Genomic DNA, 24007 nt, shown 5'->3' with positions numbered 1-24007 from the left:
GTCTTGTTTTTTGTATCTCTGTCCTGCTCCCGGAAATCTGAAATTGATTGACCGTAATGGTCTTTTTTCTTTCAGCTTTCGTCTTCCGACTACTCGCTGCGTTACATGATCATAAAATCTTAAAGAACTCTCCGCCTCCGCTCGCGCTTCGGCTTCTGTATGTTTTCCGACCTCGTTTCCTTGGTCTCGAACTGTCATTTTTATTGGCTGCCAGCGTCGCGCCGGCTGCCGTTCCCCGTGGTTGGGACTGCAAAGGTAGAAGGTTTTTTCGGTTCCGCAAAATTTATTTTAAAATAATTTTTTGGAACTTTTTTTTCCGTGCATCGTTGGCCCGGGGAATCCCCCAAATAGCAACTTGCATCTACCCTTATTTCAGTGGCCATCCGGCCGTCCCTCCCTTGCGGAGTGGTGCAAAGATAGGGACTTCCCATCCATATTTCCAAGACCCCCGGTGAACATTTTTTACGGTTTCCCTGTAAAGCGCTGTGGCAATGGTGGATAAATTTGTATCCGGGGGTGCAGGATAGGTTTGTACCGATGGGATTTTATCCCATTTATCTATGTTGGTCTGCTGATAGGGGAACATATTTTGCTCCGGAACCCACCTGGTGCGTATCTGAAGCAGGATGGAAGCAGGGAAAAAGCACGAAAATGGATGCTGACCATAGGAAAAGCATACTTTAGCATTACTTTCACCATGGTTTTGCATCGAAGGATATATGGGGGGCTCTGCGTCATTGGTAGCCTCAGCGTCATTGCGAGGAACGAAGCAATCTTCCCGCCATGTCATGCTGAGCGGAGTCGAAGCATCTACATGTGGTACACGTACAGATCCTTCGGCGATGCTCAGGATGACATGGGGAGCCGCATGTCCAAAGATTGCTTCCTCGTACCTCCTCGCAATGACGAAGCAATCCCCTACCTCCATCCACCACCAAGGGCTTTGTAAAGCACAATTTGGTTTAATAGTTTCTCCTTATTGACATCCACCTCTGCAACCTGAGCCGCGATCATGCTCTTTTGAGCAGTAATGATATCCAGGTAATTTACTCTTCCAGCAATAAAAAGTTCTTCCGCAGCTGCAATGGCTGACTCCAGAGCAAGAACCTGATCCCGAACATGCACCTCCCGCTTTACAATCGCATCCTGGGTATTCATGGCCAGAGAAACCTCATTGACCGCGTTCAGCACCAACTTTTCATATTCCAAAAAACTGATCCCATACTTGGCTTTCATGATCTCATACTGTGATTTCAATTCCCTTTGTTTAAAAATCGGCATCGTTATGCCTCCAAACAAACCGTAAGTGACGGATTTATCCAGGCTAAAAAGTTTATCCAGGCTAAAAGATTGCAGTCCTAGGTAAGGACTGATAGCAACCGCTGGTAAAAAGGATAAGCGAGCGGCTTCCAGTTCATGGTATTCTGCTTTCATGTCCAGACCTGCTCTTCGGATATCCAAACGGTTATTCAGCACATCTTCCAAATTACCGACCTGTAGATCGGCAAATAACAATTCCTCCGCCAATGCTTTTGTTTTTCGGGAGATGGGTTGATATACCCTACCCAGCAAGGCGTTGATCTGATGTTCATAAGCCAGGATCTCCTGTTCTGCCAATTCCCGATTGGCTTTTGATTCGGCCAAGATGGATCTGAACTGCTGAACAGCCAACTCATCCGCACGACCAGCTTCCTTCTGCGCTTCAATAATTTCGAGAGCCCGCTCGTGCAATTTGATGTTTTCCTCATAAACGGCCACTTTCTCATCCAAGCTCAACAGTTCATAATAGGCCGAGGAAATACTGGCGATCAATTCTGTTTCCAACAATCGACGAGTTTCGGTTTCCGACAGCAATTGGGAAAAGGCAGCTTCCCTCCTGTTCCGCAATTTTCCCCAAAGATCGATCTCCCAAGAAGAACGGACCCCTACAAAATAATCCGGGATAAATGGTTCCGGTAATTTTTCATCTTCTTTTAGGTTTTCCGAAAAATTGGAATCATAATTTCCGATCCCGGATTCGGTGTAATGTCCATATTTTCGCAGCCCCGCTTCTACGGCACCTTCCAAAGTAGGATAAAGAGCGGATTTTCGGAACCTGAAATTCGCTTGTGCCACCTCAATACGGTGAATGGTCTGACGAACATCCAGGTTATTTATCAAGGCAGAATCGATCAAGGACGCTAATTCCTGATTAGTAAAAACGTCCTTCCAAGCTAAACTTCCAACCGATAAACTGTCTTGCAGAAAGGCATTTGCCGATTCGCCGATCGCTGTTGGAAGATTTTGTTGGGCAGTCTGTTTTGGTATAGCACATGAACCCAACAACGTAATGACCAAAACGGATAGCACCGCTGCACCCTTATTCAAAGATTTCATTTTTTTCTTTTTATTTCTTTTGGAAAACAGCACGATCAGACCAGGTATGACGATCACACCTAGAATTGTACCGATTACCATACCACCAACTGAAGCGGTTCCGATGGTCCGGTTTCCGATCGCACCAGCTCCCGAAGCCAACATCAACGGAATCAAGCCCGCTGCAAAGGCAAAGGATGTCATCAAAATTGGTCGCAATCGCGCAACCGCACCTTCAATAGAAGCTGTAAGTACATCCATCCCCTGTTTTCTTTTCAGGTTTGCATATTCCACGATCAAAATCGCATTCTTTCCCAACAAACCGATCAGCATGACCAATGCTACCTGCGCATAGATGTTATTTTCCAACCCAAAGATCTTGAGGAAGATAAAAGCGCCAAATACACCAGCAGGCAGACAAAGAATAACCGGTAGCGGAAGTAGAAAACTTTCGTACTGTGCTGCCAATAAGAGATATACAAAGACCAAACAAAGTAAAAAGATATATCCCGCTTGATTACCGGATATCTTCTGTTCCCGGGTCATGCCCGACCATTCAATCTCATAACCTTGGGGAAGGACCTTTGAAATTTCTTCCACCGCATCGATAGCCTGACCGGAACTAAAGCCAGGAGCAGCCTGACCCGTGATCATCGCAGATGTGAACATGTTATATCGGGTGATCTGTTCTGGGCCATACACCCGTTTCATTGTCATGAAAGAAGAATAGGGAACCATCTCGCCATCGGCGGTTTTTACATATAGATTCAGTACATCTTCAGGTCTTTGTCTTGAAAAAGCATCAGATTGTACCATGACCTTATACATCTGTCCGTAGCGGATAAAGTTCGTCGCATATAAACTTCCCAATAAAGTTTGTAAGGTATTCATGGAATTCTCTACGGAAATACCCTTTTTAGCCGCTAAATCATAGTCAATCTCCAGCATGTACTGCGGAAAATTCACATCAAAAGTAGTACTTGCGCTTTCGATCACCTCATTGGCCTGAAGATCATTGATAAAATCCTTGACCACTTCATTGGTCTTCGCAAGATCCTCATTACCACTACGATCCAATAGCCTCAACTCAAAACCCGATGAATTTCCGAAGCCTGGAACCGTAGGAGGTGGAAAGAATTCAATCTCTGCATCGGCAATATGGGCTGTTTTTTCACGTAGTACCTTCATCACATCGTCTACGGATTGTTCCCTTTCATCCCAAGCCTTAAGGTTGATCATCCCCATACCATAGGATGCACCCGAAACCTCTGTTACGATACTATATCCTGCAAGGATGGAAACGGTTTCTACCACGTCCAATTCTCGGGATATAGCATCCACTTCGTTCAGCACCGCTTCTGTTCGATCAACGGTTGCTCCAGGAGGGGTTGTTACCGCTACATAGATCATCCCCTGATCTTCTGTTGGGATAAATCCCGAGGGTAAAATGGATGCAGATCCCCAGGTGATCACGAACATACCGGCCAGAGCGGCCAAGGTGATGATCCTACGGCCGGCAATTCGGCCGAGCACATTCTTATAGCCACCACTGATCCGATTATAAACCTTATTGAATCCACGGAAAAACCTATCCAATGGACCATTCCCCGGCTTCTTATCGTGTGGAGATCGCAGGATGATGGCACATAGTGCTGGCGTTAAGGTCAGGGCATTGATTCCGGAGATGACGATAGCTGCTGCTAAGGTAAGCGAGAATTGCCTATAGAAAATCCCCACCGGCCCAGAAAGAAATGCCACCGGAACAAACACGGCCGACATGACTAAGGTTATGGCAATTACTGCAGAACCCACTTCATCCATAGCCGCCAAAGTCGCTTCCATTGGAGAGAGGTGCTCCTCCTCCATTTTAGCATAGACGGCCTCGACGACGACAATACCATTATCGACCACAATTCCGATGGCGAGCACCAGCGCAAAAAGAGTCAATAAGTTGATGGAGAAACCCATCATCTGCATAAAAAATAAAGAACCGATCAGACATACAGGCACTGCCAAAATAGGAATGATGGTAGCCCTAAAATCCTGAAGGAAAATAAATACCACTAGGAAAACCAATATAAAGGCTTCGATCAAGGTAATCAATACCGAAGAGATGGATGCATTCAAGAACCGAGAAACATCATATCCCATAGTATATTTCATACCTGGCGGAAAAGTAGCGGCCTGCAATTCGGCCATTCTATCTTTCACGCGCTGGATCACTTCCTGCGCATTGGATCCAGGTAATTGTTTGATCATGATCGATGCAGAAGGTCGACCGTCAGTTTTGGAAACCATTTCATAATCCAATGAACCGAACTCCACCTCAGCGATATCCTTTACCCGAATGATAGATCCATCCACGTTGGCACGGATCGGTATGTTCTCGTATTCACTGATTTCAGTGAATTTTCCAGGATAGCGAAGCACATATTGTTGCATGTTCACCGTTTTATCGGAACTGATCCCTGTTTGACCTGGTGCGGCCTCGATATTCTGACGGCGTAATGCCGCGACCAATTCTTCGGTAGAGATCGAATAGGATGATAATCGATCAGGTTTCACCCAGATGCGCATGGCATAATCTTTCATTCCCATGATCTGTGCAAACCCAACCCCTTCAATACGCTTCAGTTCCTTCAGGATATTGATATCGGTAAAGTTATAGATGAACCGTTCATCGGCTGTTTCATCCTCACTATATAGATTGAGGTACATCAGCATACTGTTCACTTCTTTTTCGGTGGTCACCCCTGCTTTTATCACTTCCTCCGGAAGTTCGTCCAGCACGGTGGTCACCCGGTTCTGCACATTCACGGCGGCGATGTCCGGATCAGTACCTACCTTGAAGAAAACCTGAATCAACGTATTTCCATTATTGGTCGATACGGAGTTCATGTACGTCATGCCGGCCACCCCATTGATTGCCCTTTCTAATGGAATGGCGACGGCATTGGTACTTACCTCAGCATTTGCCCCGGTATAGCTCGCTGTCACCACTACTGACGGCGGAACAATATCCGGGAACTGCGTAATAGGCAAGGTAAAAAGGGCCAAAAGGCCTAATAAGGTTATGAATATGGAGATGACCAATGATAACACCGGTCTCTTTATAAATTTTTCAAACATCTATCCAATCCCCCCTTTAGTTGTTCATCAGTTTAGGCTGTACCCGCATACCATCCCTTAAGGATTGTACGCCTTCATAAACCACTTTGGTATTTTCTGCCAGCCCATCTTCCACCACGTAGTAATGTCCTACACGGCGCCCGTTCTTAAATGGCGTCATTTGTACCGTGTCGCCTTTTAGGGTATATACATAGGCCTTATCCTGAATTTCCAACACCGATTTCTGATGTACCAATAAAAGGTTGCCGGTTTGGGTTGGTACCCCAATTCTGCCCGTTGCCCCATGTTTCAATAATCCGTCCGGATTAGGGAATTTTGCACGTAGGGAAATAGACCCGGTACTGGATTCAAACTCGCTCTCCACAATTTCAGCCGTGCCCTTATGTGGATACAACGTTCCATTGGCAAGGATCAACTGTACCTCTTTCTTGAAATGATTTCGGTTAAAACTTGGGTCGGATGCGATTTCCAAATATTCAGTTTCCGAAATATCAAAATAGACATTGACCAGTTGTTGGTCTGAAATGCTGGTCAACAAAGAGCCTTCTTCCAATAGGGACCCTTCTCGGAGTAGGATACGATCGATCCGACCATCAAATGGGGCCCTGATTTGGGTATGTGCTAATTTTGTTTTTGCTTGATGTAGAATTGCCTCGGCTTCTTTCACCTTGGCATGGGCCGCTTTTAACTGCACTCGTAATAACTCATATTCGGATCTACTAACAATATTCTTATCGACCAATTTTTGGGTCCTTTCCATTTCCAGTTCCACTTTTTTCACTTCTGCCATCGCTGAATTGACAGCGGCCTGTGCTTGGGCATGATCCGCTTTGTACTCTTCATCGGTCAATGAGAACAGTACCTGACCTTTTCTTACATAAGCCCCTTCATCTACATAGATCTTATTCAAAAACCCAGTCAGTCTAGACCGTAGTTCCACATTCCGTTGCGATTGGATATCGGCAATGTATTCCTTAAAGATAACGGTGTCTTTTTGGATAAGATGAGTAACAGGCACTACTTTGGACGTTGTAGTAGTTTGCTGTTCATTACTATTTGCTGTACAAGCAGCAAAGAAAATTGCACTTCCAACCAATGGAAGCATCAAGAAACGATTCTTCATTATAAAATATAATTCGGGTAATAAAAAAATAGATACACATGGAATTCAGCCATTGCAGACATGCAATGGCCAGGGTTCAATTAAAAAATAGAACCTAGCGAAAGAAATTAGAAAGGTCTGTACCGATACAGAAAACTATAATAGCCGGGAAGGCATAATGTTTTCGAAAGGTAAAAGGGATGGTCTTGGGTTTTGATCAGTTCTTTGACACGAACCAATAACCAGGAAAATATAAGAATAGCGGGCAATAAACCTAAGGATAGGGACATTGCGCGGTAATCATCAAAAATAATATTGGGGACTGCTTCGTCGGAATCCGCGTGCTTCATGTTGAGCACTTCTTCCAACAAAACTTCTACGAATGTTTCATTGGTTTTTACCTCTCCAGAATTTAAGAAGCAGCTGCTGTTCACCTCAAAACAGAGCAAGTTCAGATAACCAAAAAGTGCCAAGAAATGGAACAATCGAAACATGTTACAAAGATACCATGCCGAATATCAATAAAAGCATGAACTCTGTAAAAAAACTGTGATTTTTGGGGTCTCAGCCTATTTTTTAGCGGGTTCTTTCCCCTCTTCCTGCGGTTCATCATCAAAGAGGATTCGAACCGATGGTGTATAGGTATCCTCATGTTGTCCATTCTTGCTCGCCCAAAAGAAGGCGCCAAGAAAGAACAGCGCAATAAGCACACTACAACCGATTAACATAAATATGATGTTCATACCTACAAATTTAAATTAAATTTCTTCGTTTTGCATACCACCGGGTCATCAAACTGGTGAATGAAATGATCGTAACTGTACTGATCGGCATCAAAATAGCCGCAAATAATGGCGACATGGTCCCTTGCACCGCAAAACTCAGACCTATGCTATTATACATCAGGGAAATGATGAAACTCATCTTGATCACTTTCACCGCATCTTTGCTAAAAGCAAAGAATTTGGGCAATTTATCAAAAGATTCCCCATCCAAAATCGCATCACAGCCAGGAGAAAAGTTATTGATATCATCCGATACGGCTATTCCGATATCCGCTTTTCGCAAAGCACCGGCATCGTTCAAGCCATCGCCCAACATACACACTTTATGATCTTGGTTTTGCCTATCATGGATCCGTTCCAATTTTTCCCCCGGTGTCTGATTGAACAACAATTTAGAACCTTGTGGGAAGATCATTTTCAATGCGTCTGCCCGTCGCTCATTGTCACCTGAGATCAGGTGAAGACTATAGGATTCTCCTTTGAATTGATTGATGACGTCTGCCAATCCTGGTCGCCAGGATTGTTCCAAGGTAAAGAAACCCTTGATTGCATCGTTGATCCGTACATATACAACCGATCCTTCCAAATCTACCTTTTGGGATCCCACATAACTGGCACTTCCCAATCGGATGCTATAATCTTGGTATTTTGCAGATTGCCCTCTACCTGCCACCTCTTCATAATCATAAATCGGCAACAATTGCCCCTCCCCTAACCATTTGATGATCTCTCGGCTCAAAGGGTGGTTGGAATTTCGACAGAGGGAATAGATCAGGTTCTTATCCAAACTGGATAAAGATCCTTCAAAATACATACTGGAGGCATTTGGTGAGGATATGGTTCCTGTTTTATCAAAGACCATGGCATCGATGGCAGCCATCTGCTCGATAGCAGCTGTATTCTTGATATACAGTTTATTCTTATCAAAGATGCTCAATGCTGCGGAAAGGGTAAATGGCGAACTTAATGCCAAGGCACAAGGGCAGGCAATAATCAAAACGGCCGTAAAGGCTGCCCAAGCTTTATCCGCATTTCCACCAAGTAACCAATATGCACAGGAAACAAAGGCCACTGCCAAAAGACCGATGGTAAAATATTTACTGATATAGCCAATGAAGGTGTCGAATTTCTTTTCGTACTGTTTAAAACTGTCGTTGTTCCACAGTTTGGTCAGGTAACTTTGGGAAACCGCTTTCACCACTTCCAGCTCGATGGCTTCTCCCATCTGCCGCCCACCCGCATAGACGACTTCGCCCAATACCTTTTCAACAGGTTTACTTTCTCCGGTTACAAAACTGAAATCCACGGATGCATGCCCATTCAATAAAATCGCATCTGCCGGAATGATTTCATTGTTCCTTACCAAGATCCGGTCGCCCACCTGCAGATCTCCGATCTGCGTAGGTTTTTCAGTATGCTCCTTGATCACGGTCACGGCTACCGGAAAATAAGAACGGTAATCCCTTTCAAAGGAGATGTGGTAATAGGTACGCTGCTGCACCCATTTACCGATCAGGATAAAGAACACCAAACTACATAGGGTATCCATAAATCCAGCTCCTGTTTGGGAAATAATTTCGTATGCCGAACGGAAGAAGAGCACAAATATTCCTAATGCCAAAGGAACATCCAGGTTTAAGCGCTTTTGTTTTAAACTGATCCAGGCAGATTTAAAATAATCCGACGCACTATATAATAATACCGGAAGGCCAAAGGCCAGGTTCATATAGCCAAAGAAATTGGCGTATTGTTTTTCGAAGGCCGCCATTCCGAAATATTCCGGAAAGGAGATCATCATGGAATTTCCGAAACAGAACCCCGCTACGACGATTTTGGCGATGAGCTTGTTCTGATTGAATTTCTTCCCTTCCTTAACCACATCCTGAAGGGTGATCTTCGGGTCGTAACCAATATTATGGAGCAGCCCCACCAATTCCCGTAGGGAAATTTCCTTTTTATGGAACGTAATACTGGCCTGTTTTTTCATGAAATCTACTTGGGATGTCTTCACGCCAGGATTCAGTTTATACAGGTTTTCCAATAACCAGATACAGGAACTGCAATGGATGGCAGGTACGTAAAAGGTGATAATGGCCATTTCCTCATCTTGGTAATCCACCAATTTGGCAACAATATTGGGTTCGTCCAAGTAGGAAAGATCCTCTTTTTGGTTCTTTTGGGATTTACCGGGATGGGTATTGTATTTATAATAACTTGCTAGGTTGTTTTCATTGAGGATCTGGTAGACTGTTTGACAGCCCAAACAGCAGAAATCATGATCATCCAGCACATAGGCTGTTTCTTCCACCTGATCACCACAGTGGTAACAGCTGGTATTCAATTTTAATTTACTGTTGATCGCCATTCCAATCTCCTGATAAATTGTTTTAAAGATTCGTTTTTGAAATCGCTTATATCGCTTGGCTGAATAGATTCTCTCTTTCCTTCGTACGTTGCAAACGCACATCAAAAGCCATACACACATTTCTCAAGAAGGACTTTCCTACTTCAGTGATCTGAACTTCCAGGCCCTTGATTTCGGCAAGTCCATCCAACTGTAAAGGTTGAAGTCTATCTAAGATACCGATATTTATCTCTTCATGAGGTTTTAGGGATACTTTTCCCCTACACATCATATCCAAAATATATTGTCTTACCAGAACATCTTCTTCATTCAACAAATGACCTTTAAAAACCGGTAATTTATTTTCGGCAATCAGTTTATGGTATTCCTCTACCGTTTTCACATTCTGCGCAAAAGCGGTCCAAGCATCCGAGATCGAAGAAACCCCTAAACCGATCAACAAAGGCGTATACCTATCGGCATAGCCCATGAAATTACGGTGCAAGGTTCCATTTTTGGATGCTTTATACAGTTCATCGGCCGGTTTTGCAAAGTGGTCCATACCCACATCTTCAAAACCAGCTTCCTGTATCATCTGTTTTCCAAGTTTATATAAATTTAACTTTTCTTCGCCAACTGGCAAATCATGTTCAGTAAATCTTCGTTGGCCAGGTTTGATCCAAGGCACATGGGCATAGCTATAGAAAGAGATCCGATCCGGGTTAAGGATCAAGGAATGTTCGATGGTCATTCTCACCGATTCTGCAGTTTGCAGCGGAAGACCATAGATCAGGTCAAAATTGATAGAGTCATAACCAATGGCTCTGGCGTCCTTCATCACCCGTGCAACATCCTCTACGGTCTGATGCCTATTGATGATGAACTGGACTTTTTCGTCAAAATCCTGGATCCCTAAACTGAGGCGTTTGAAACCTAAGTCGTATAATGTTTTTAAATGTTCGTAAGTCGTATTCGCAGGATGGGCTTCAAAAGAAAAAGAAGCGCCTTCCGCACGTTGATTTCCCTCCATCAATCCATCAATCAGCCGGTGCAGGTTTTCGGCCTGGAAAAAAGTTGGTGTGCCACCACCAAGATGGATTTCCGCAATTATCAAAGATTCATTGCCCAGAATCTCCTTATACATTTTCCATTCCTTCAAGAGGGAGGTGATATAAGGATCTTCTACCTGATGGTTTTTGGTAATTCGCGTGTTGCATCCACAATAGGTACACAGGCTTTCGCAAAAAGGTAAATGTACATAGATACTGATCCCCTGTTCTTTGGAATCCTTAAAATTTTCGGAGACCCTTAATCTCCAGTCTTGTTCGTTGAAGTGGTCATTTTCCCAAAAAGGAACAGTTGGGTAGCTGGTATATCGAGGTGCTGCCACATTGTATTTATGAATGAGGGCATTGAATCTATCTATTTCCATATTAACCGAATTTCATTTTGTTTGCGCAGTCCATCTTGCATTGGCAGGCATCTCCTGCACAACCGCCGACCATCCATTGGGTAAGGTTTTGGATGGTTCTTTTGGCAATATCTTCTAAGGATGTTTCAAAAGGGACGTTGGCTACATGCATTTTCAACTCACCTGCGAAATCCAGATCGATATGTTCGGTGGTGGAAGATCGTGTGACAATACTTTTCACACCTATCCTGCTCAATTCCGCCAACATGACCCGATCTAATATATCACGTTCAGATATGATAACAGCTTCCTTTCCCAAAGCATAATGCATTGTACTGAAATTCAATTCATTGGTCACCAAAGTCAGATCATGGACCTTCGCATTCGCTATGGCCAAGTATTCCTTTTCGGGACCTAAAATGTTATATGCAATCACTCTCATCCTTAAGTTAGATATATAAACCATTCAAAGGTACTGTATACATTCACTATATTCAGTGAACTGCATCAGCCCAGAAAGTGATATATATCACGGTTTAAGGAGCCAGCTTATTGTTTGATATTCTTTAATCGTACGACGGAGAATATGCGGATCGCATTTCCTTCTTTGGTTAAAAGTTTTTCATCTTTAAAATCAGCCAACATGCGGCTAATGGTTTCATTGGCAGTACCCGCTAAAGCAGCAAGGTCGTCCCGGGAAATTTTGATGGTGACTTCATCATTTGCCGATCCTGATTTTTCCGCAACATTGACCAAGGCATTGGCCACACGCTTACGAACAGAATCATAGGCAAAGCCGAGCATCTGCTCCTCTTTTTCTAAAATATTCTGGGATAATACCTTAATCAATTTAGAGGCAATCGCTGGTTTTTTATAGAGCAGTTCAAAGAAATTGTCCTTATGGATAAGGGCGATTTCCGCATCTTCCAGGATGGAGGTATTGTCGCCATATTTGGTGTTCAGCAACACCGATTCCAGGCCGAAAAATTGATCCTCAATGTAGATATTGGTGGATAATTCCCTACCATCCTTATAATTTAGAAAACTGCGAACCTTTCCCTTTTTGATATAATACACATAAAGCGGGGTGTCACCAGCTTCATAGATGGTCTGTTTCTTTTTAATGGTCTTCATTCGGCCATGGCTTGCCAGGTCCTGAAGCAGGTAGGCTTGTTCCTGTTCATCCAATCGGAAACTATCTGCCGATGGTACGGCCTTGGCTTGGATCTGCGAACGTTTTTTGAACCTACTTTCAATAGCATTCAGCAATTCCAGGTCATCGAATGGTTTGGTCAGGTAATCATCTGCCCCCATTTCCATGGCTTTTCTCACATCGGCCTTTTCCGACTTGGCCGTCAGAAAAATAAAAGGGATATCTTGGGTATTTTCGTGTTTGCTCAACATATACAATACCCCATAACCATCCAGTTCAGGCATCATGATATCGCAAAGAATCATATCAGGGCGATGTTTGATCGCCAGGTCTACGCCTGTTTTTCCTTCAGGAGCCACCATGACCGAATACTCTCCGGTCAATTCCAGGATTTCTGCTGTACTTTCCCTGATATCACTATTATCTTCAATAATTAAGATTCTTCTTTTTTCCATTCTTATTGGATGAAATTCATTTTAAAAATTGCGCCTTCATTCACGGCGGACCAATATTCCATTTTACCGCCCATGAGTTCAACATAGCGTTTCACGATGTTCAGCCCCAAACCGGTACCAGGGATATTGCCTGTATTATTTGCCCGGAAGAAAGGTTCGAACAGGTTTACCTGATCTTCCAATGGGATACCAATACCATTGTCCTTTACGGTTACCACAAGCGAATCCTTGCCGATCTCCGTATTAAACTCAATGAAGGTATCTTCTCCGGAATATTTTATGGCATTGGAAATCAAGTTGATGATGCTGTTTTTCAACAGATTAGGATCGATAAAGAAGTTCGCCTCTTCGCCCGTATGTTGGTAGATGATATGTTGGTTCTTTTTACAGATCATCTGCATTTCTTCTGCGATCTCTTCACCCAACTGTACCATGTTCACATCGCTTTTATTGACCACGACGACTCCCGCTTCCAGTTTTTCTAAGTTCAGAAAATCATTGAGGATCGTATTCAACAATTGAACAGAATTCTTGATCCGATTGGTATGCTTTTCAATGGGAGCATATTCCGATTTTTCAACATAGCGATCAATCAAGGAGGCCGACAATTGCACAGAGCTCAATGGAGTCCGGAATTCATGGGATGCCATAGAAACAAATCTTGATTTCAATTGGTTCAATTCCTTTTCCTTTTCAAGGGAAACACTAACATCGGCTTTCGCCTTTTCCAGCTCGGAAACCAATTTGATCAGGTCTTTTGTTCTTTCCCGCACATTCCATTCCAATTCTTGGGTATGTTTCTTTAGTTCGATCTCGGCTTTCTTCTCTTTGGTCAGGTCATGCACGAATCCGGTAAAGATCTTCCGATCCTTATAGAACACTTCGCTAACTGCCAAACGGAAAGGGAAGGTTGTACCATCTTTTTTCAGTCCCCGCACTTCCCTACCGATACCTATAATCCGTTTGTGACCTGTTTCTTCATAGTTTGAAATATAACGGTCATGATTGGAACGGTCTGGCTCAGGCATCAACATAGAAATATTATTCCCGATCACCTCTTCGGCATCATATCCGAAGAGTTCTAATGCGGCAGGGTTGATGCTTTCCACATTTCCATGGTTATCAATGGTAATAATCCCATCGATGGCATTTTCAATGATAGCTTCGAGTAACTTGGCGGTTTCCAATAATCTTTATTTTACAAGTTTTTTATACTTAATTCTTTTCGGACCTACATCACCTAAACGTTTCTTTCTGTTCTCTTCGTATTCGGTATAATTTCCTTCGAAGAAGTAGACTTGCGAATCCCCTTCAAAGGCAAGAATATGCGTACAGATGCGGTTTAGGAACCAACGGTCGTGGGAGATGATCACTGCACATCCACCGAAATTCTCCAAACCTTCTTCCAAGGCTCGCAGGGTATTCACATCGATGTCATTGGTCGGCTCATCGAGTAATAGCACATTGGATCCCTTTTTCAAGGTAATGGCCAAGTGTACCCTATTTCGTTCACCACCGGATAATACAGCGATTTTCTTCTGTTGGTCGGCGCCATTGAAATTGAATTTGGAAACATAAGCACGGGAATTCACCGGACGATTTCCTAATTGGATGTTCTCATTTCCATCGGTAATATTTTCCCAAACGGATTTGTTGGCATCCAGATCATCGTGCATCTGGTCTACATAGCCCAGAGCCACGGTCTCTCCTACCCGGAATGTTCCCGAATCTGGTTCTTCCTGACCTGTGATCAATCGGAAAAGGGTCGTTTTACCGGCACCATTTGGACCGATAATACCCACAATACCTGCTGGAGGAAGGGAGAAGCTTAAATTTTCAAATAAGATCCGATCGCCATAGGCTTTGGATACATTGGTTGCTTCGATCACCACATTGCCTAATCGAGGGCCTGGAGGAATGAACAGCTCCAATTTCTCTTCGCGTTCTTTGGTTTCCTCAGAGGCTAATTTTTCATAATTATGTAATCGGGCTTTGGATTTGGCATGTCTGGCTTTTGGTGCCATTTTTACCCATTCCAATTCGCGTTCTAATGTTTTCTGACGCTTGGTTTCCTGTTTTTCTTCCTGAGCCAATCGTTTGGCTTTCTGATCTAACCAGGAAGAATAATTCCCTTTCCAAGGAATACCTTCACCACGGTCTAATTCCAGGATCCAACCGGCCACATTATCCAAGAAATAACGGTCGTGGGTTACGGCGATTACCGTACCTTTATATTGCTGTAAATGTTGCTCTAACCAATCGATGGATTCGGCATCCAGGTGGTTGGTAGGCTCATCCAACAACAAGACATCTGGTTCTTGCAATAAAAGACGACATAACGCCACCCTTCTTCGCTCACCCCCTGACAAATTGGCAATTAAGGTATCCGGCTCTGGACAACGTAAAGCATCCATGGCGCGTTCCAATTTCGAATCCAATTCCCAGGCATTGCTCGCATCGATCATATCCTGTAACTCGCCTTGCCTAGCCAATAATTTATCCATTTCATCAGGATTCTCATAGACTTCCGGCAGACCAAACTTTTCATTGATATCTTCATATTCCTGAAGGATGGCTTTTGTTTCAGCAACACCTTCTTCCACAATCTCCAATACCGTCTTTGTTTTATCCAATTCGGGTTCCTGTGCTAAATAACCTACAGAATAACCTGGTGAGAACACCACTTCGCCCTGGTAGGATTTATCGATACCGGCGATGATTTTCAATAGGGAAGATTTTCCGGAACCATTTAAACCAATGACCCCTATTTTAGCTCCATAGAAAAAGGATAGATAGATATTCTTGAGTACTTGCTTGGATGGCGGGTGAATTTTATTCACGCCTGCCATGGAAAAGATAATTTTCTCGTCTGACATAAGGATGATGAAACTTTTTCCACAAAGATAATGGAATTACTGACAATTTGATAGTATTCGCGCTATGGTCTAATTGTTGATAAAAATATAAAGTAACAAAAGGGTGTAAAGGGTATTTTTATTACATTTATACAATTATCACCCGATTTAATAGAGAAAGGAATTTAATGGAAGCAAAATTTTCACCCCGGGTCAAAGACGTGATCTCGTACTCTCGAGAAGAAGCACTTCGCTTAAGACACGAGTATATAGGCACAGAGCATTTATTACTTGGTCTTATCCGTGAGGGCGATGGAGTAGCGATCAAGATATTGAAGAATATCGGCGTTGACATGGCCGCTGTAAGGCAAGCCATAGAGGAGGCCGTTATGGGGCCTTCTGTTTCCCGTACATCGATCAGTAACATGCCACTGACTAAACAGGCAGAAAAAGTATTGAAGATTACCTATTTGGAAGCTAAGATATTTAAGAGTGATATTATTGGAACCGAACATTTATTATTGGCCATCCTACGGGATGAGGATAATATTGCTTCACAGATTTTATCACAGTTCAATGTTTCCTACAATGTTTTCAAAACAGAAGTAGAACAGAATGCGACCAGCATCACCGATGAGGCATCGAATTCGCCTTCCGGAGGTGATGAGGATTATAACGAAGAAGAATCGCAATTTACAACCCCTAAGAAGGTTTCTGATATCAAATCGAAAACTCCAGTTTTGGATAATTTCGGTCGTGACTTGACGAAAGCAGCGGAGGAAGGTAAATTGGATCCGATCGTTGGTCGTGAAAAAGAAATTGAACGAGTATCTCAGATTCTTTCCAGAAGGAAGAAGAACAATCCGATTTTGATTGGAGAACCAGGAGTAGGTAAATCAGCCATTGCTGAGGGATTGGCTTTACGGATTATCCAACGGAAGGTTTCTCGTGTGCTATTCAATAAACGTGTAGTTACCCTAGATTTGGCATCCTTGGTTGCAGGTACAAAATACCGCGGTCAGTTTGAAGAGCGGATGAAAGCGGTGATGAACGAATTGGAAAAATCACCAGATGTTATATTGTTCATTGATGAGATCCACACCATTGTTGGTGCTGGAGGTGCATCAGGTTCATTGGATGCATCGAACATGTTCAAACCGGCATTGGCTCGTGGAGAGATCCAATGTATCGGGGCAACTACCTTGGATGAATACCGTCAGTATATAGAGAAAGATGGCGCATTGGATCGTCGTTTCCAAAAGGTAACAGTGGAGCCGACTACCTATGATGATACGATCGAGATTTTGAACCGTATCAAGGACAAGTATGAGGAACACCACAATGTAACCTATACCCCAGAAGCCATCGAGGCGTGTGTGTCTTTGACTACGCGCTATATTACGGATCGTTTCTTACCAGACAAGGCTATCGATGCCTTGGATGAATCAGGTTCTCGTGTACACTTGAACAATATCCATGTCCCTCAGAGTATCATCGATATCGAAGAGAAGATAGAGGATGTGAAAGTAGAGAAGAACAAGGTCGTTCGTTCGCAGAAATATGAAGAAGCTGCTAAACTTCGTGATACCGAGAAAAAATTGATCGAGGAATTAGAGAAGGAAAAAACAGCTTGGGAAGCGGAAACCAAAACCAAACGATATACCGTAACGGAAGATAATGTGGCCGAGGTAGTATCCATGATGACTGGTATTCCAGTTCAACGTGTGAACCAAACGGACAGCCAGAAATTATTGAACATGGGCGATTCCATGAAAGGTCGTATCATCGGCCAGGATGATGCTGTTCAGAAATTGGTGAAAGCGATCCAACGTACCAGAGCAGGATTGAAAGATCCGAAGAAACCTATTGGTTCCTTCATCTTCTTAGGTCCGACCGGCGTTGGTAAAACGGAATTGGCAAAAGAACTTGCCCGTTTCATGTTTGATTCAGAAGATGCATTGATTCAGATCGACATGAGTGAATATATGGAGAAATTCGCGGTATCCCGCTTGGTGGGAGCGCCTCCAGGATATGTTGGTTATGAAGAAGGAGGTCAGTTGACCGAGAAGGTTCGTCGTAAGCCGTATGCAGTTGTCTTGTTGGATGAGATCGAAAAAGCTCACCCGGATGTTTTCAACCTGTTGTTACAGGTTTTGGACGAAGGACAGTTGACTGATAGTTTGGGTCGTAAGGTGGACTTCCGCAATACCATTATTATCATGACTTCGAACATTGGTGCACGCCAATTGAAAGAGTTTGGTCAAGGGGTTGGTTTCACAACCGCTGCGAAAGAGAACCAAGCTGATTCTCATTCCAGAGGTGTGATTGAAACGGCTTTAAAACGTGCTTTTGCACCGGAGTTCTTGAACCGTATTGATGATGTTATTGTCTTCAACTCGTTGAACAAAGATCATATCTTCAAAATCATTGATATTGAATTGAAATCTTTATTCGCCCGTATCGAAGCATTGGGACATCCGATCAACTTGACAGAGAAAGCGAAGAACCATATTGCGGAGAAAGGTTATGACAGTAATTTTGGAGCCCGTCCGTTGAAACGTGCGATCCAGAAATATTTGGAAGACCCGATCGCAGAGGAGATCCTTAAAGGAGATCTGAAAAATGGGGACACTATTTTGGTGGATTACAATGAAGAAAAACAAGAAATTGTGGTTTCTTCTGCCGGAAAAAACCAGAAGGACGATTCTTCTTTAGCCTCTGAATCTAAGGATAATAAGAAAAAAGACTAAGGTCAATTTTGTATAGGAAAGGCCGGATGATACTCATCCGGCTTTTTTTATGGCAAAATATTTGTTAAAAAGGTTTAAACTTTTTGGGGTTTGGGTTGTCTTAACCCATAAGAAACAGATTAATAACAATATAATAACTCTTCTCATGAAAAAACTTTTATTAGCCTTTGCAATTGCAACAGCAAGTTTGGTCAGCTTTAGTTCTTGTACTAAAGAGGTAATGGATCCGAACTCTACTAGGACTTATACGTATGTGTATACTATTGAACCTTCAGCTTGGAAAGCAATTACTGCTGATCGTCCAACTTATGAATTAATCATTGATGAGCCGGATTTAGATGAAGTAATTTTTGAAGATGGAATTGTAAGTGTAGCAGCTTTATTTGAGAGTCATTCCAATCTTTATGAGCTTTTGCCAGGAACCATTCGTGATTACCATTTCACTGCGAACTATGCTGTTGGATCGGTTGCTGTTTATGCGGAATATAGAGGTACTGGAGCACCTGTTAGACCTGAAAAAATGTTAATCAAAGTTGGATTGACGGAGGGTTTAGTAGGTAATTAGATATACTCGTCATTGCGAGGTTTTCGCTAATGCGAGGAGCCATTCGTCATTGCGAGGAACGAAGCAATCTTTCGATTAGTGTAAAGATTGCTTCGTTCCTCGCAATGACGGGTAAAGTTCCTCGCAATGACGTAAAATTCCTCGCAAGGACGTTTTTTTTACTTCAACATCTCCCGTGCATGCTGTACAGCCGTGGCTTCCGGATTCGCTCCACTTAACATCTGCGCAATTTCCATTACCCTCTCCTCCTTATCCATCAACACAATATTAGACTTTGTTTTTTCGCCTTTATCTTCTTTATACACTTTAAAGTGGCTATATCCCTGTGAAGCAATCTGAGGTAAATGCGTAATACTGATCACCTGCATATTCTCCGCCAGTTCTTCCATCAATTCCCCAACCCTTAAAGCCACCTCTCCCGATATCCCCGTATCAATCTCATCAAAAATTATCGTAGGCAATGCCGAAGTTTTTGCCACCAGCGACTTAATCGCCAACATCACCCTCGACAACTCCCCTCCCGAAGCTACCTTATGAATAACCTGCAAAGATTGCCCCTTATTTGCCGAAAACAGAAAGGAAACTTCATCCTGTCCCGTCGATTTAAATTTATCCAATCTTTTCAGTTCCACCCTCAATTGCGCATGTGGCATTCCCACTCTCGCCAATACCTGTGTCACCTCCTTCTCCAATATCTTAGTCGCCTTCTCCCGGTTCAAGCTGATCTTTTCCGCTTTGGTTTGCAGCTCTGCAAATACAACTTCCAAACTTTTCTTCAATGCTTCGATCTTTTCTTCCAAATCCGAAGAAGACTGCATTTTGCCTTCCAATTCTTCACGCAATTTAATCAACCCTTCCACATGATCCACCCGATGCTTTTTCTGAAGATCATAAAGCACCGTTAAACGTTCATTTATCAAGGTCAATCTTTCTTCATCCATGCTTACCCCATCCGCGATCTGCTCCACTTCTGCTGCAATATCCTTCAATTCAATGATCACGGATTGCATGCGTTCATTTATATGTTCAGCAGAAGGCAAATATCGGATTCCTTGCTGCACCGCATTAGATGCAGCTTTCAGACTATCCAATACATTGATCTCTTCCCCTTGAAGGACTTGACCTGCTGCATGGAATTGGCGCTTGATCTCTTCCGCGTTCTCCAATTGGCTCTGCTCGGCTTCCATTTCAGCCTGCTCCCCTTCCTGCAGATTCGCCTGTTCCAATTCATTGAAAATAAATTGCTGATAATCGTATTCCGCCCTGGATTTTGCCAGGTCCTCTTCCATATCTTTAAGCTCCTGACTGGACTTTTTATAGCTTTGGTATTGTTGTTTATAATCCTGCAACAGGTCAGTATGCTGGGCTACAGTATCCAATACCAATAACTGAAAAGCTTCGGTATTGATCTGTAAGGTGGCATGCTGGGAATGGATATCGATCAATCGCTCGCCTAATACTTTCAAGGTCTGCAAGGTCACGGGTGTATCATTTACAAATGCACGGGATTTTCCGTCGGCATGAAGTTCGCGACGGATAATGGATAAGTCATCATAATCCAGATCAAGCTGCTGAAAGAGGTCCTGCAACTGATAATGCTGCACATCAAAATGTCCTTCAATGATACATTTTGATTTTTCATCAAAAAAATGTTTGCTTTCGGCACGGTTGCCAAGGATAAGCCCCAATGCCCCCATAATGATGGATTTACCGGCTCCGGTTTCCCCGGTAATGATATTGAGTTTATGGTCGAATGAAATATCCAATGCATCTATCAATGCATAGTTTTTTATCAGCAGTTTACTTAACATGTATGTTTTGACTTACCCTCAAATATAGTTAATTCTGTTTCCAACGGGAAATTTGAATATTTTATATTATTAATTCTAATGTTAAACTAATATGTTTGTAGTTCATGCCGGATTTTAGCAAACAGTTGAGCAAGTATATTCCAGAAGCTGCAGCGCCGATCATTTCCCAATGGATCAATGATACTGCCTGTAGGTTCAAGGTGACCAAATCACGGAGTTCAAAACTCGGCGATTATCGTTCGCCATTCAAAAATGAACCCCATCAGATTACCATTAACCATGATTTGAATCCATTTTCTTTTCTCATCACTACGGTTCATGAATTTGCCCATCTGAAAACCTGGCAGAACCACAAGAACAAGGTTAGGCCACATGGGACGGAATGGAAGAATAACTTTAAGGGATTAATGGATCCCTTCATCAGATTGAATCTATTTCCGGCAGATGTGACCAGCGCTTTGGTCAAGTATATGAACAATCCGGCAGCTTCTAGCTGCACCGATCTGAATCTATACAAGACGTTGAAAAACTATGACAGCAAACGGGAGGAGATCGTGACGATTGACACGCTGGAGTTCCAACAGTACTTCAGTATCAAGAGCGGAAGGGTATTCCAGAAACAGGAGAAACTTCGAAAAAGGTATAAATGCCTGGAGGTTTCTACCCAGCGGATCTACCTGTTCCATCCTATTGCTGAAGTTTTTCCGATAGAAAAACCATAAAACCATTAAAAATGAAAAAAACGACCTATTTTTTTGCTGCGGCTTTACTGGGTTTGGTGTCCTGTAAATCAGGTTCCGAATCTGGAAGCTTTGATAGCAGTAAGTTGGATTCCACAGCCATCCATGCCATCACGGAGGAGGGCTTCAAAAACTATGTGGCCACTTTAGCATCAGATGAATTTTTGGGAAGAAAACCCTTTACAAAAGGTGATACCCTTACGGTCAATTATATCCAAGAGCAGTTTAAAGCCTTGGGCTTAGCACCAGGGAACGGAGATTCTTATTTCCAAGAGGTGCCTATGGTGGAGATCGACGCAAAGCCAGTGGAGAATACGCTTACCTTCAAAGGGAAAAATACCGATGTTACGGTTGATTTTCTGGATGATTATGTGATTGGTTCGCCAAGGATGGAAGAGCACATCCAGGTAGAAAATACAGAGCTGGTTTTTGCAGGATTTGGAATCGTGGCACCAGAATATAATTGGAATGATTACGAGGGTTTGGATGTGAAAGGAAAGACCGTTGTGGTGATGGTTTCTGATCCTGGCCGCTATGATAAAAATCTGTTTAAAGCAGATACCATGACCTATTATGGTCGCTGGACCTATAAATTTGAGGAAGCATCCAGACAGGGTGCTGCAGGTGTCCTGATCATCCATGAAACGGCTGCTGCCAGCTACGGTTGGAATGTGGTAAGAGGTGGTTGGACTGGTCCGCAATTGTCATTGGTTCCTGAAAACAAAGGAAAGAACCAAGTGGCTTTTCAAGGTTGGGTAACAGGTGAAACAGCAAACAAATTATTCAAGGCTGCTGGTTTGGATCCGAAGGTTATGGAAGATGCCAAGAAAAAAGGATTTAAGGCTGTTCCGATGAATCTAACCACGAACGTCTCCTTAAAGAACAGTTTCCGGGAATCGAAATCAAATAATGTACTGGCAAAGATCGAAGGAAGCAAACGTGCCGATGAAACGATTATATATACCGCACATTGGGACCATTTAGGAATTGGAGAGGTATCCAACGGAGATTCCATCTTCAATGGTGCGATAGACAATGCGACCGGTGTGGCTGCTTTGTTTGAAATCGCAAAGGCTTTCAAAGCCGCAAAGGTAAAACCGGAAAGAACGATCGTATTTTTAGCTGTAACGGCTGAGGAACAAGGATTATTGGGCTCCCAATATTATGCGGAACATCCCATTTTCCCATTGAACAAAACAGTAGCCAACCTGAACATGGATTCCTTTAATCCCGTTGGAGCACAAAATGGGTTTTCGGTGGTAGGAACCGGACAGACGGAACTGGAGGATTATGCCATCAGATCGGGCGAGAAATTCGGTAGAACCTTAAAACCTGAAGGAAGTCCGACCTCTGGTGGATTTTACCGTTCGGATCATTTCAACTTTGTGAAACAGGGAATTCCTGGATTATATATGGGCAGTGCGGGAGATTATTTAGAAACGGATACCGCTGCCTTAGCTACCCGTCGGAATGCACTGGCCGGAAGATACCATGCGGTAACCGATCAACTGGATGAAAACTGGAAATTTGATGGGATAATCGCGGATACCAGGTTATTCTTTGACATAGGATATACCCTATCCATGGAAAATACCTTCCCTAATTTCAAAGCTAAGTCAGAGTTTAAAGAATTAGGCGACAAACGACTTTCAAAATAGTATATTTGTGATTGAAATTTATAGAAACTATGCTACATCTACATTCCACATTAGCAATTGTATTGCTACTTGCCTTAGTGGTCGCGATCTTGATCACCTTAGCTAATTATGCGGGCAACAAACCTTTCAACCGTAAGATTGCTTTGATCGGATTGATCAGTGCCCACTTACAATTGATTATTGGTTTTATACTATACTTCACTTCCTCAAGAGGTTTTGAGAACCTTTCGGGCGAAACCATGAAGGATAGTGTTTCCAGGTTGTACACCGTTGAACATCCTATCGCGATGGTTCTTGCGATCGTATTGATTACTATTGGATATTCTAAAGCAAAGAAAATTGCGGATCCTAAAAAAGCAAACCAAACGGTTTTGATTTTTTATGTATTGGGTTTGATCTTGGCTTTATCAAGAATTCCATACGCTACTTGGTCGATCTTAAACTAATTGGAAAGCGGAATTTCCAATTGAAAATATAAATTGGGCTCTGGTCTGGAAACATCGCCCATAAAAAAAGGCCTTGGATCAAATGATTCAAGGCCTTTTAAATATCCTTAGTTTAGACTTTCGAGTTTTAAAACCCTTTAGGAATAAACCTTATTTTTTTCCGAAACCTAAGATTGCGAAAACAACTCTGAATGCTAAGAAAGAAGCAATAATGATAGCAATGTTAGCAATCCAAGAGAATATAGATCCCATCTGTCCCAAAGCCGGGATTACATCTGGTACAAAACGGATGAATACCCCTACTAAACCGATTACGATAGCAATGGTTAATTGAACATAATATTCGGTACGGTTTGCGTTATTGTCCGTATGTTTTGCTGGTCTTTCTACTGTTGTATTTTCCATAATTGTTAAATCCTAATAAAAGCTGCACAAATGTACAAAAGTA

Annotated in this window: 19 protein-coding genes; 5 read left to right on the top strand and 14 right to left on the bottom strand. The window is 42.9% G+C overall.

The window, feature by feature from the left end; translation table 11 throughout:
- The 12 genes from CRJ00_RS18975 to ettA form a co-directional block, all read right to left on the bottom strand.
- A partial coding sequence (locus CRJ00_RS18975) for a hypothetical protein (RefSeq protein WP_218962201.1) occupies positions 1-198 on the bottom strand: 198 nt, incomplete at its 3' end.
- A 169-nt stretch (positions 199-367) separates the two neighbouring features.
- Positions 368-709, bottom strand: coding sequence for a hypothetical protein (locus CRJ00_RS18610; protein WP_144038137.1), 342 nt, complete (start codon positions 707-709; stop codon positions 368-370).
- A 209-nt stretch (positions 710-918) separates the two neighbouring features.
- Positions 919-5484 (bottom strand): efflux RND transporter permease subunit, encoded by a 4566-nt coding sequence (locus CRJ00_RS09245; RefSeq protein WP_099366595.1) that lies wholly within the window; start codon positions 5482-5484, stop codon positions 919-921.
- A 16-nt stretch (positions 5485-5500) separates the two neighbouring features.
- Complete coding sequence (locus CRJ00_RS09240; RefSeq protein ID WP_099366594.1) at positions 5501-6607, bottom strand: efflux RND transporter periplasmic adaptor subunit; 1107 nt, start codon at positions 6605-6607, stop codon at positions 5501-5503.
- Positions 6608-6714: 107 nt separating this feature from the next.
- Positions 6715-7080, bottom strand: a complete 366-nt coding sequence (locus CRJ00_RS09235; RefSeq protein WP_099366593.1) for a hypothetical protein — start codon at positions 7078-7080, stop codon at positions 6715-6717.
- A 75-nt stretch (positions 7081-7155) separates the two neighbouring features.
- Positions 7156-7329 carry a cbb3-type cytochrome oxidase assembly protein CcoS gene (gene ccoS / locus CRJ00_RS09230; protein ID WP_099366592.1) on the bottom strand — a complete coding sequence of 58 codons (174 nt, stop codon included), beginning with the start codon at positions 7327-7329 and terminating at the stop codon, positions 7156-7158.
- Between the two features lie 10 nt (positions 7330-7339).
- Positions 7340-9736 (bottom strand): heavy metal translocating P-type ATPase, encoded by a 2397-nt coding sequence (locus CRJ00_RS09225; protein ID WP_099366591.1) that lies wholly within the window; start codon positions 9734-9736, stop codon positions 7340-7342.
- A 46-nt stretch (positions 9737-9782) separates the two neighbouring features.
- Complete coding sequence (gene hemN, locus CRJ00_RS09220) at positions 9783-11147, bottom strand: oxygen-independent coproporphyrinogen III oxidase (RefSeq protein ID WP_099366590.1); 1365 nt, start codon at positions 11145-11147, stop codon at positions 9783-9785.
- A gap of 1 nt (position 11148) precedes the next feature.
- Complete coding sequence (locus CRJ00_RS09215; protein ID WP_099366589.1) at positions 11149-11568, bottom strand: lactate dehydrogenase; 420 nt, start codon at positions 11566-11568, stop codon at positions 11149-11151.
- A gap of 107 nt (positions 11569-11675) precedes the next feature.
- Positions 11676-12734 (bottom strand): response regulator, encoded by a 1059-nt coding sequence (locus CRJ00_RS09210; RefSeq protein ID WP_099366588.1) that lies wholly within the window; start codon positions 12732-12734, stop codon positions 11676-11678.
- 2 nt (positions 12735-12736) lie between these two features.
- Positions 12737-13921 carry a PAS domain-containing sensor histidine kinase gene (locus CRJ00_RS09205; RefSeq protein ID WP_099366587.1) on the bottom strand — a complete coding sequence of 395 codons (1185 nt, stop codon included), beginning with the start codon at positions 13919-13921 and terminating at the stop codon, positions 12737-12739.
- Between the two features lie 6 nt (positions 13922-13927).
- On the bottom strand, positions 13928-15610 hold the full coding sequence (gene ettA, locus CRJ00_RS09200) for an energy-dependent translational throttle protein EttA (RefSeq protein WP_099366586.1): 1683 nt from the start codon (positions 15608-15610) through the stop codon (positions 13928-13930).
- Between the two features lie 167 nt (positions 15611-15777).
- Between ettA and CRJ00_RS09195 the strand changes: the two genes are divergently transcribed.
- Together CRJ00_RS09195 and CRJ00_RS09190 are read left to right on the top strand one after the other, a co-directional pair.
- Positions 15778-18339, top strand: coding sequence for an ATP-dependent Clp protease ATP-binding subunit (locus CRJ00_RS09195; RefSeq protein ID WP_099366585.1), 2562 nt, complete (start codon positions 15778-15780; stop codon positions 18337-18339).
- A gap of 145 nt (positions 18340-18484) precedes the next feature.
- Positions 18485-18904 carry a hypothetical protein gene (locus CRJ00_RS09190; protein ID WP_144038136.1) on the top strand — a complete coding sequence of 140 codons (420 nt, stop codon included), beginning with the start codon at positions 18485-18487 and terminating at the stop codon, positions 18902-18904.
- 158 nt (positions 18905-19062) lie between these two features.
- Here the strand turns inward: CRJ00_RS09190 and recN are convergent, their stop codons facing one another.
- On the bottom strand, positions 19063-20715 hold the full coding sequence (gene recN, locus CRJ00_RS09185; RefSeq protein ID WP_099366583.1) for a DNA repair protein RecN: 1653 nt from the start codon (positions 20713-20715) through the stop codon (positions 19063-19065).
- Positions 20716-20819: 104 nt separating this feature from the next.
- Between recN and CRJ00_RS09180 the strand changes: the two genes are divergently transcribed.
- The 3 genes from CRJ00_RS09180 to CRJ00_RS09170 are packed head-to-tail and all read left to right on the top strand — an operon-like array spanning position 20820 to position 23559.
- Positions 20820-21437 (top strand): sprT domain-containing protein, encoded by a 618-nt coding sequence (locus CRJ00_RS09180; RefSeq protein ID WP_099366582.1) that lies wholly within the window; start codon positions 20820-20822, stop codon positions 21435-21437.
- Positions 21438-21448: 11 nt separating this feature from the next.
- Entirely contained in the window at positions 21449-23113 is a 1665-nt protein-coding gene (locus tag CRJ00_RS09175) for a M28 family metallopeptidase (RefSeq protein ID WP_099366581.1), read from the top strand.
- A gap of 29 nt (positions 23114-23142) precedes the next feature.
- Positions 23143-23559 (top strand): hypothetical protein, encoded by a 417-nt coding sequence (locus CRJ00_RS09170; protein WP_099366580.1) that lies wholly within the window; start codon positions 23143-23145, stop codon positions 23557-23559.
- A 150-nt stretch (positions 23560-23709) separates the two neighbouring features.
- Here CRJ00_RS09170 and CRJ00_RS09165 read toward each other — a convergent pair whose 3' ends face one another.
- Positions 23710-23964, bottom strand: a complete 255-nt coding sequence (locus CRJ00_RS09165; protein WP_099366579.1) for a hypothetical protein — start codon at positions 23962-23964, stop codon at positions 23710-23712.
- Positions 23965-24007: the final 43 nt, after the last annotated feature.

Origin of the sequence: Sphingobacterium sp. 1.A.4, from assembly GCF_002734245.1 — a bacterium.
Taxonomy (GTDB): domain Bacteria; phylum Bacteroidota; class Bacteroidia; order Sphingobacteriales; family Sphingobacteriaceae; genus Sphingobacterium; species Sphingobacterium tenebrionis.
This window is presented reverse-complemented; position numbering and strand designations above follow the sequence as displayed.

Excerpts from the sequence above, each read along its gene's own strand:
- CRJ00_RS09245 (WP_099366595.1), bottom strand. The coding sequence starts at position 5,484 with ATGTTTGAAAAATTTATAAAGAGACCGGTGTTATCATTGGTCATCTCC.
- CRJ00_RS09240 (WP_099366594.1), bottom strand. The coding sequence starts at position 6,607 with ATGAAGAATCGTTTCTTGATGCTTCCATTGGTTGGAAGTGCAATTTTC.
- CRJ00_RS18610 (WP_144038137.1), bottom strand. The coding sequence starts at position 709 with ATGCAAAACCATGGTGAAAGTAATGCTAAAGTATGCTTTTCCTATGGT.
- CRJ00_RS09170 (WP_099366580.1), top strand. The coding sequence starts at position 23,143 with ATGCTACATCTACATTCCACATTAGCAATTGTATTGCTACTTGCCTTA.
- CRJ00_RS09215 (WP_099366589.1), bottom strand. The coding sequence starts at position 11,568 with ATGAGAGTGATTGCATATAACATTTTAGGTCCCGAAAAGGAATACTTG.
- CRJ00_RS09195 (WP_099366585.1), top strand. The coding sequence starts at position 15,778 with ATGGAAGCAAAATTTTCACCCCGGGTCAAAGACGTGATCTCGTACTCT.
- CRJ00_RS09235 (WP_099366593.1), bottom strand. The coding sequence starts at position 7,080 with ATGTTTCGATTGTTCCATTTCTTGGCACTTTTTGGTTATCTGAACTTG.
- CRJ00_RS09165 (WP_099366579.1), bottom strand. The coding sequence starts at position 23,964 with ATGGAAAATACAACAGTAGAAAGACCAGCAAAACATACGGACAATAAC.
- CRJ00_RS09180 (WP_099366582.1), top strand. The coding sequence starts at position 20,820 with ATGCCGGATTTTAGCAAACAGTTGAGCAAGTATATTCCAGAAGCTGCA.
- recN (WP_099366583.1), bottom strand. The coding sequence starts at position 20,715 with ATGTTAAGTAAACTGCTGATAAAAAACTATGCATTGATAGATGCATTG.
- CRJ00_RS09175 (WP_099366581.1), top strand. The coding sequence starts at position 21,449 with ATGAAAAAAACGACCTATTTTTTTGCTGCGGCTTTACTGGGTTTGGTG.
- CRJ00_RS09190 (WP_144038136.1), top strand. The coding sequence starts at position 18,485 with ATGAAAAAACTTTTATTAGCCTTTGCAATTGCAACAGCAAGTTTGGTC.
- CRJ00_RS09210 (WP_099366588.1), bottom strand. The coding sequence starts at position 12,734 with ATGGAAAAAAGAAGAATCTTAATTATTGAAGATAATAGTGATATCAGG.
- ccoS (WP_099366592.1), bottom strand. The coding sequence starts at position 7,329 with ATGAACATCATATTTATGTTAATCGGTTGTAGTGTGCTTATTGCGCTG.
- hemN (WP_099366590.1), bottom strand. The coding sequence starts at position 11,147 with ATGGAAATAGATAGATTCAATGCCCTCATTCATAAATACAATGTGGCA.
- ettA (WP_099366586.1), bottom strand. The coding sequence starts at position 15,610 with ATGTCAGACGAGAAAATTATCTTTTCCATGGCAGGCGTGAATAAAATT.
- CRJ00_RS09225 (WP_099366591.1), bottom strand. The coding sequence starts at position 9,736 with ATGGCGATCAACAGTAAATTAAAATTGAATACCAGCTGTTACCACTGT.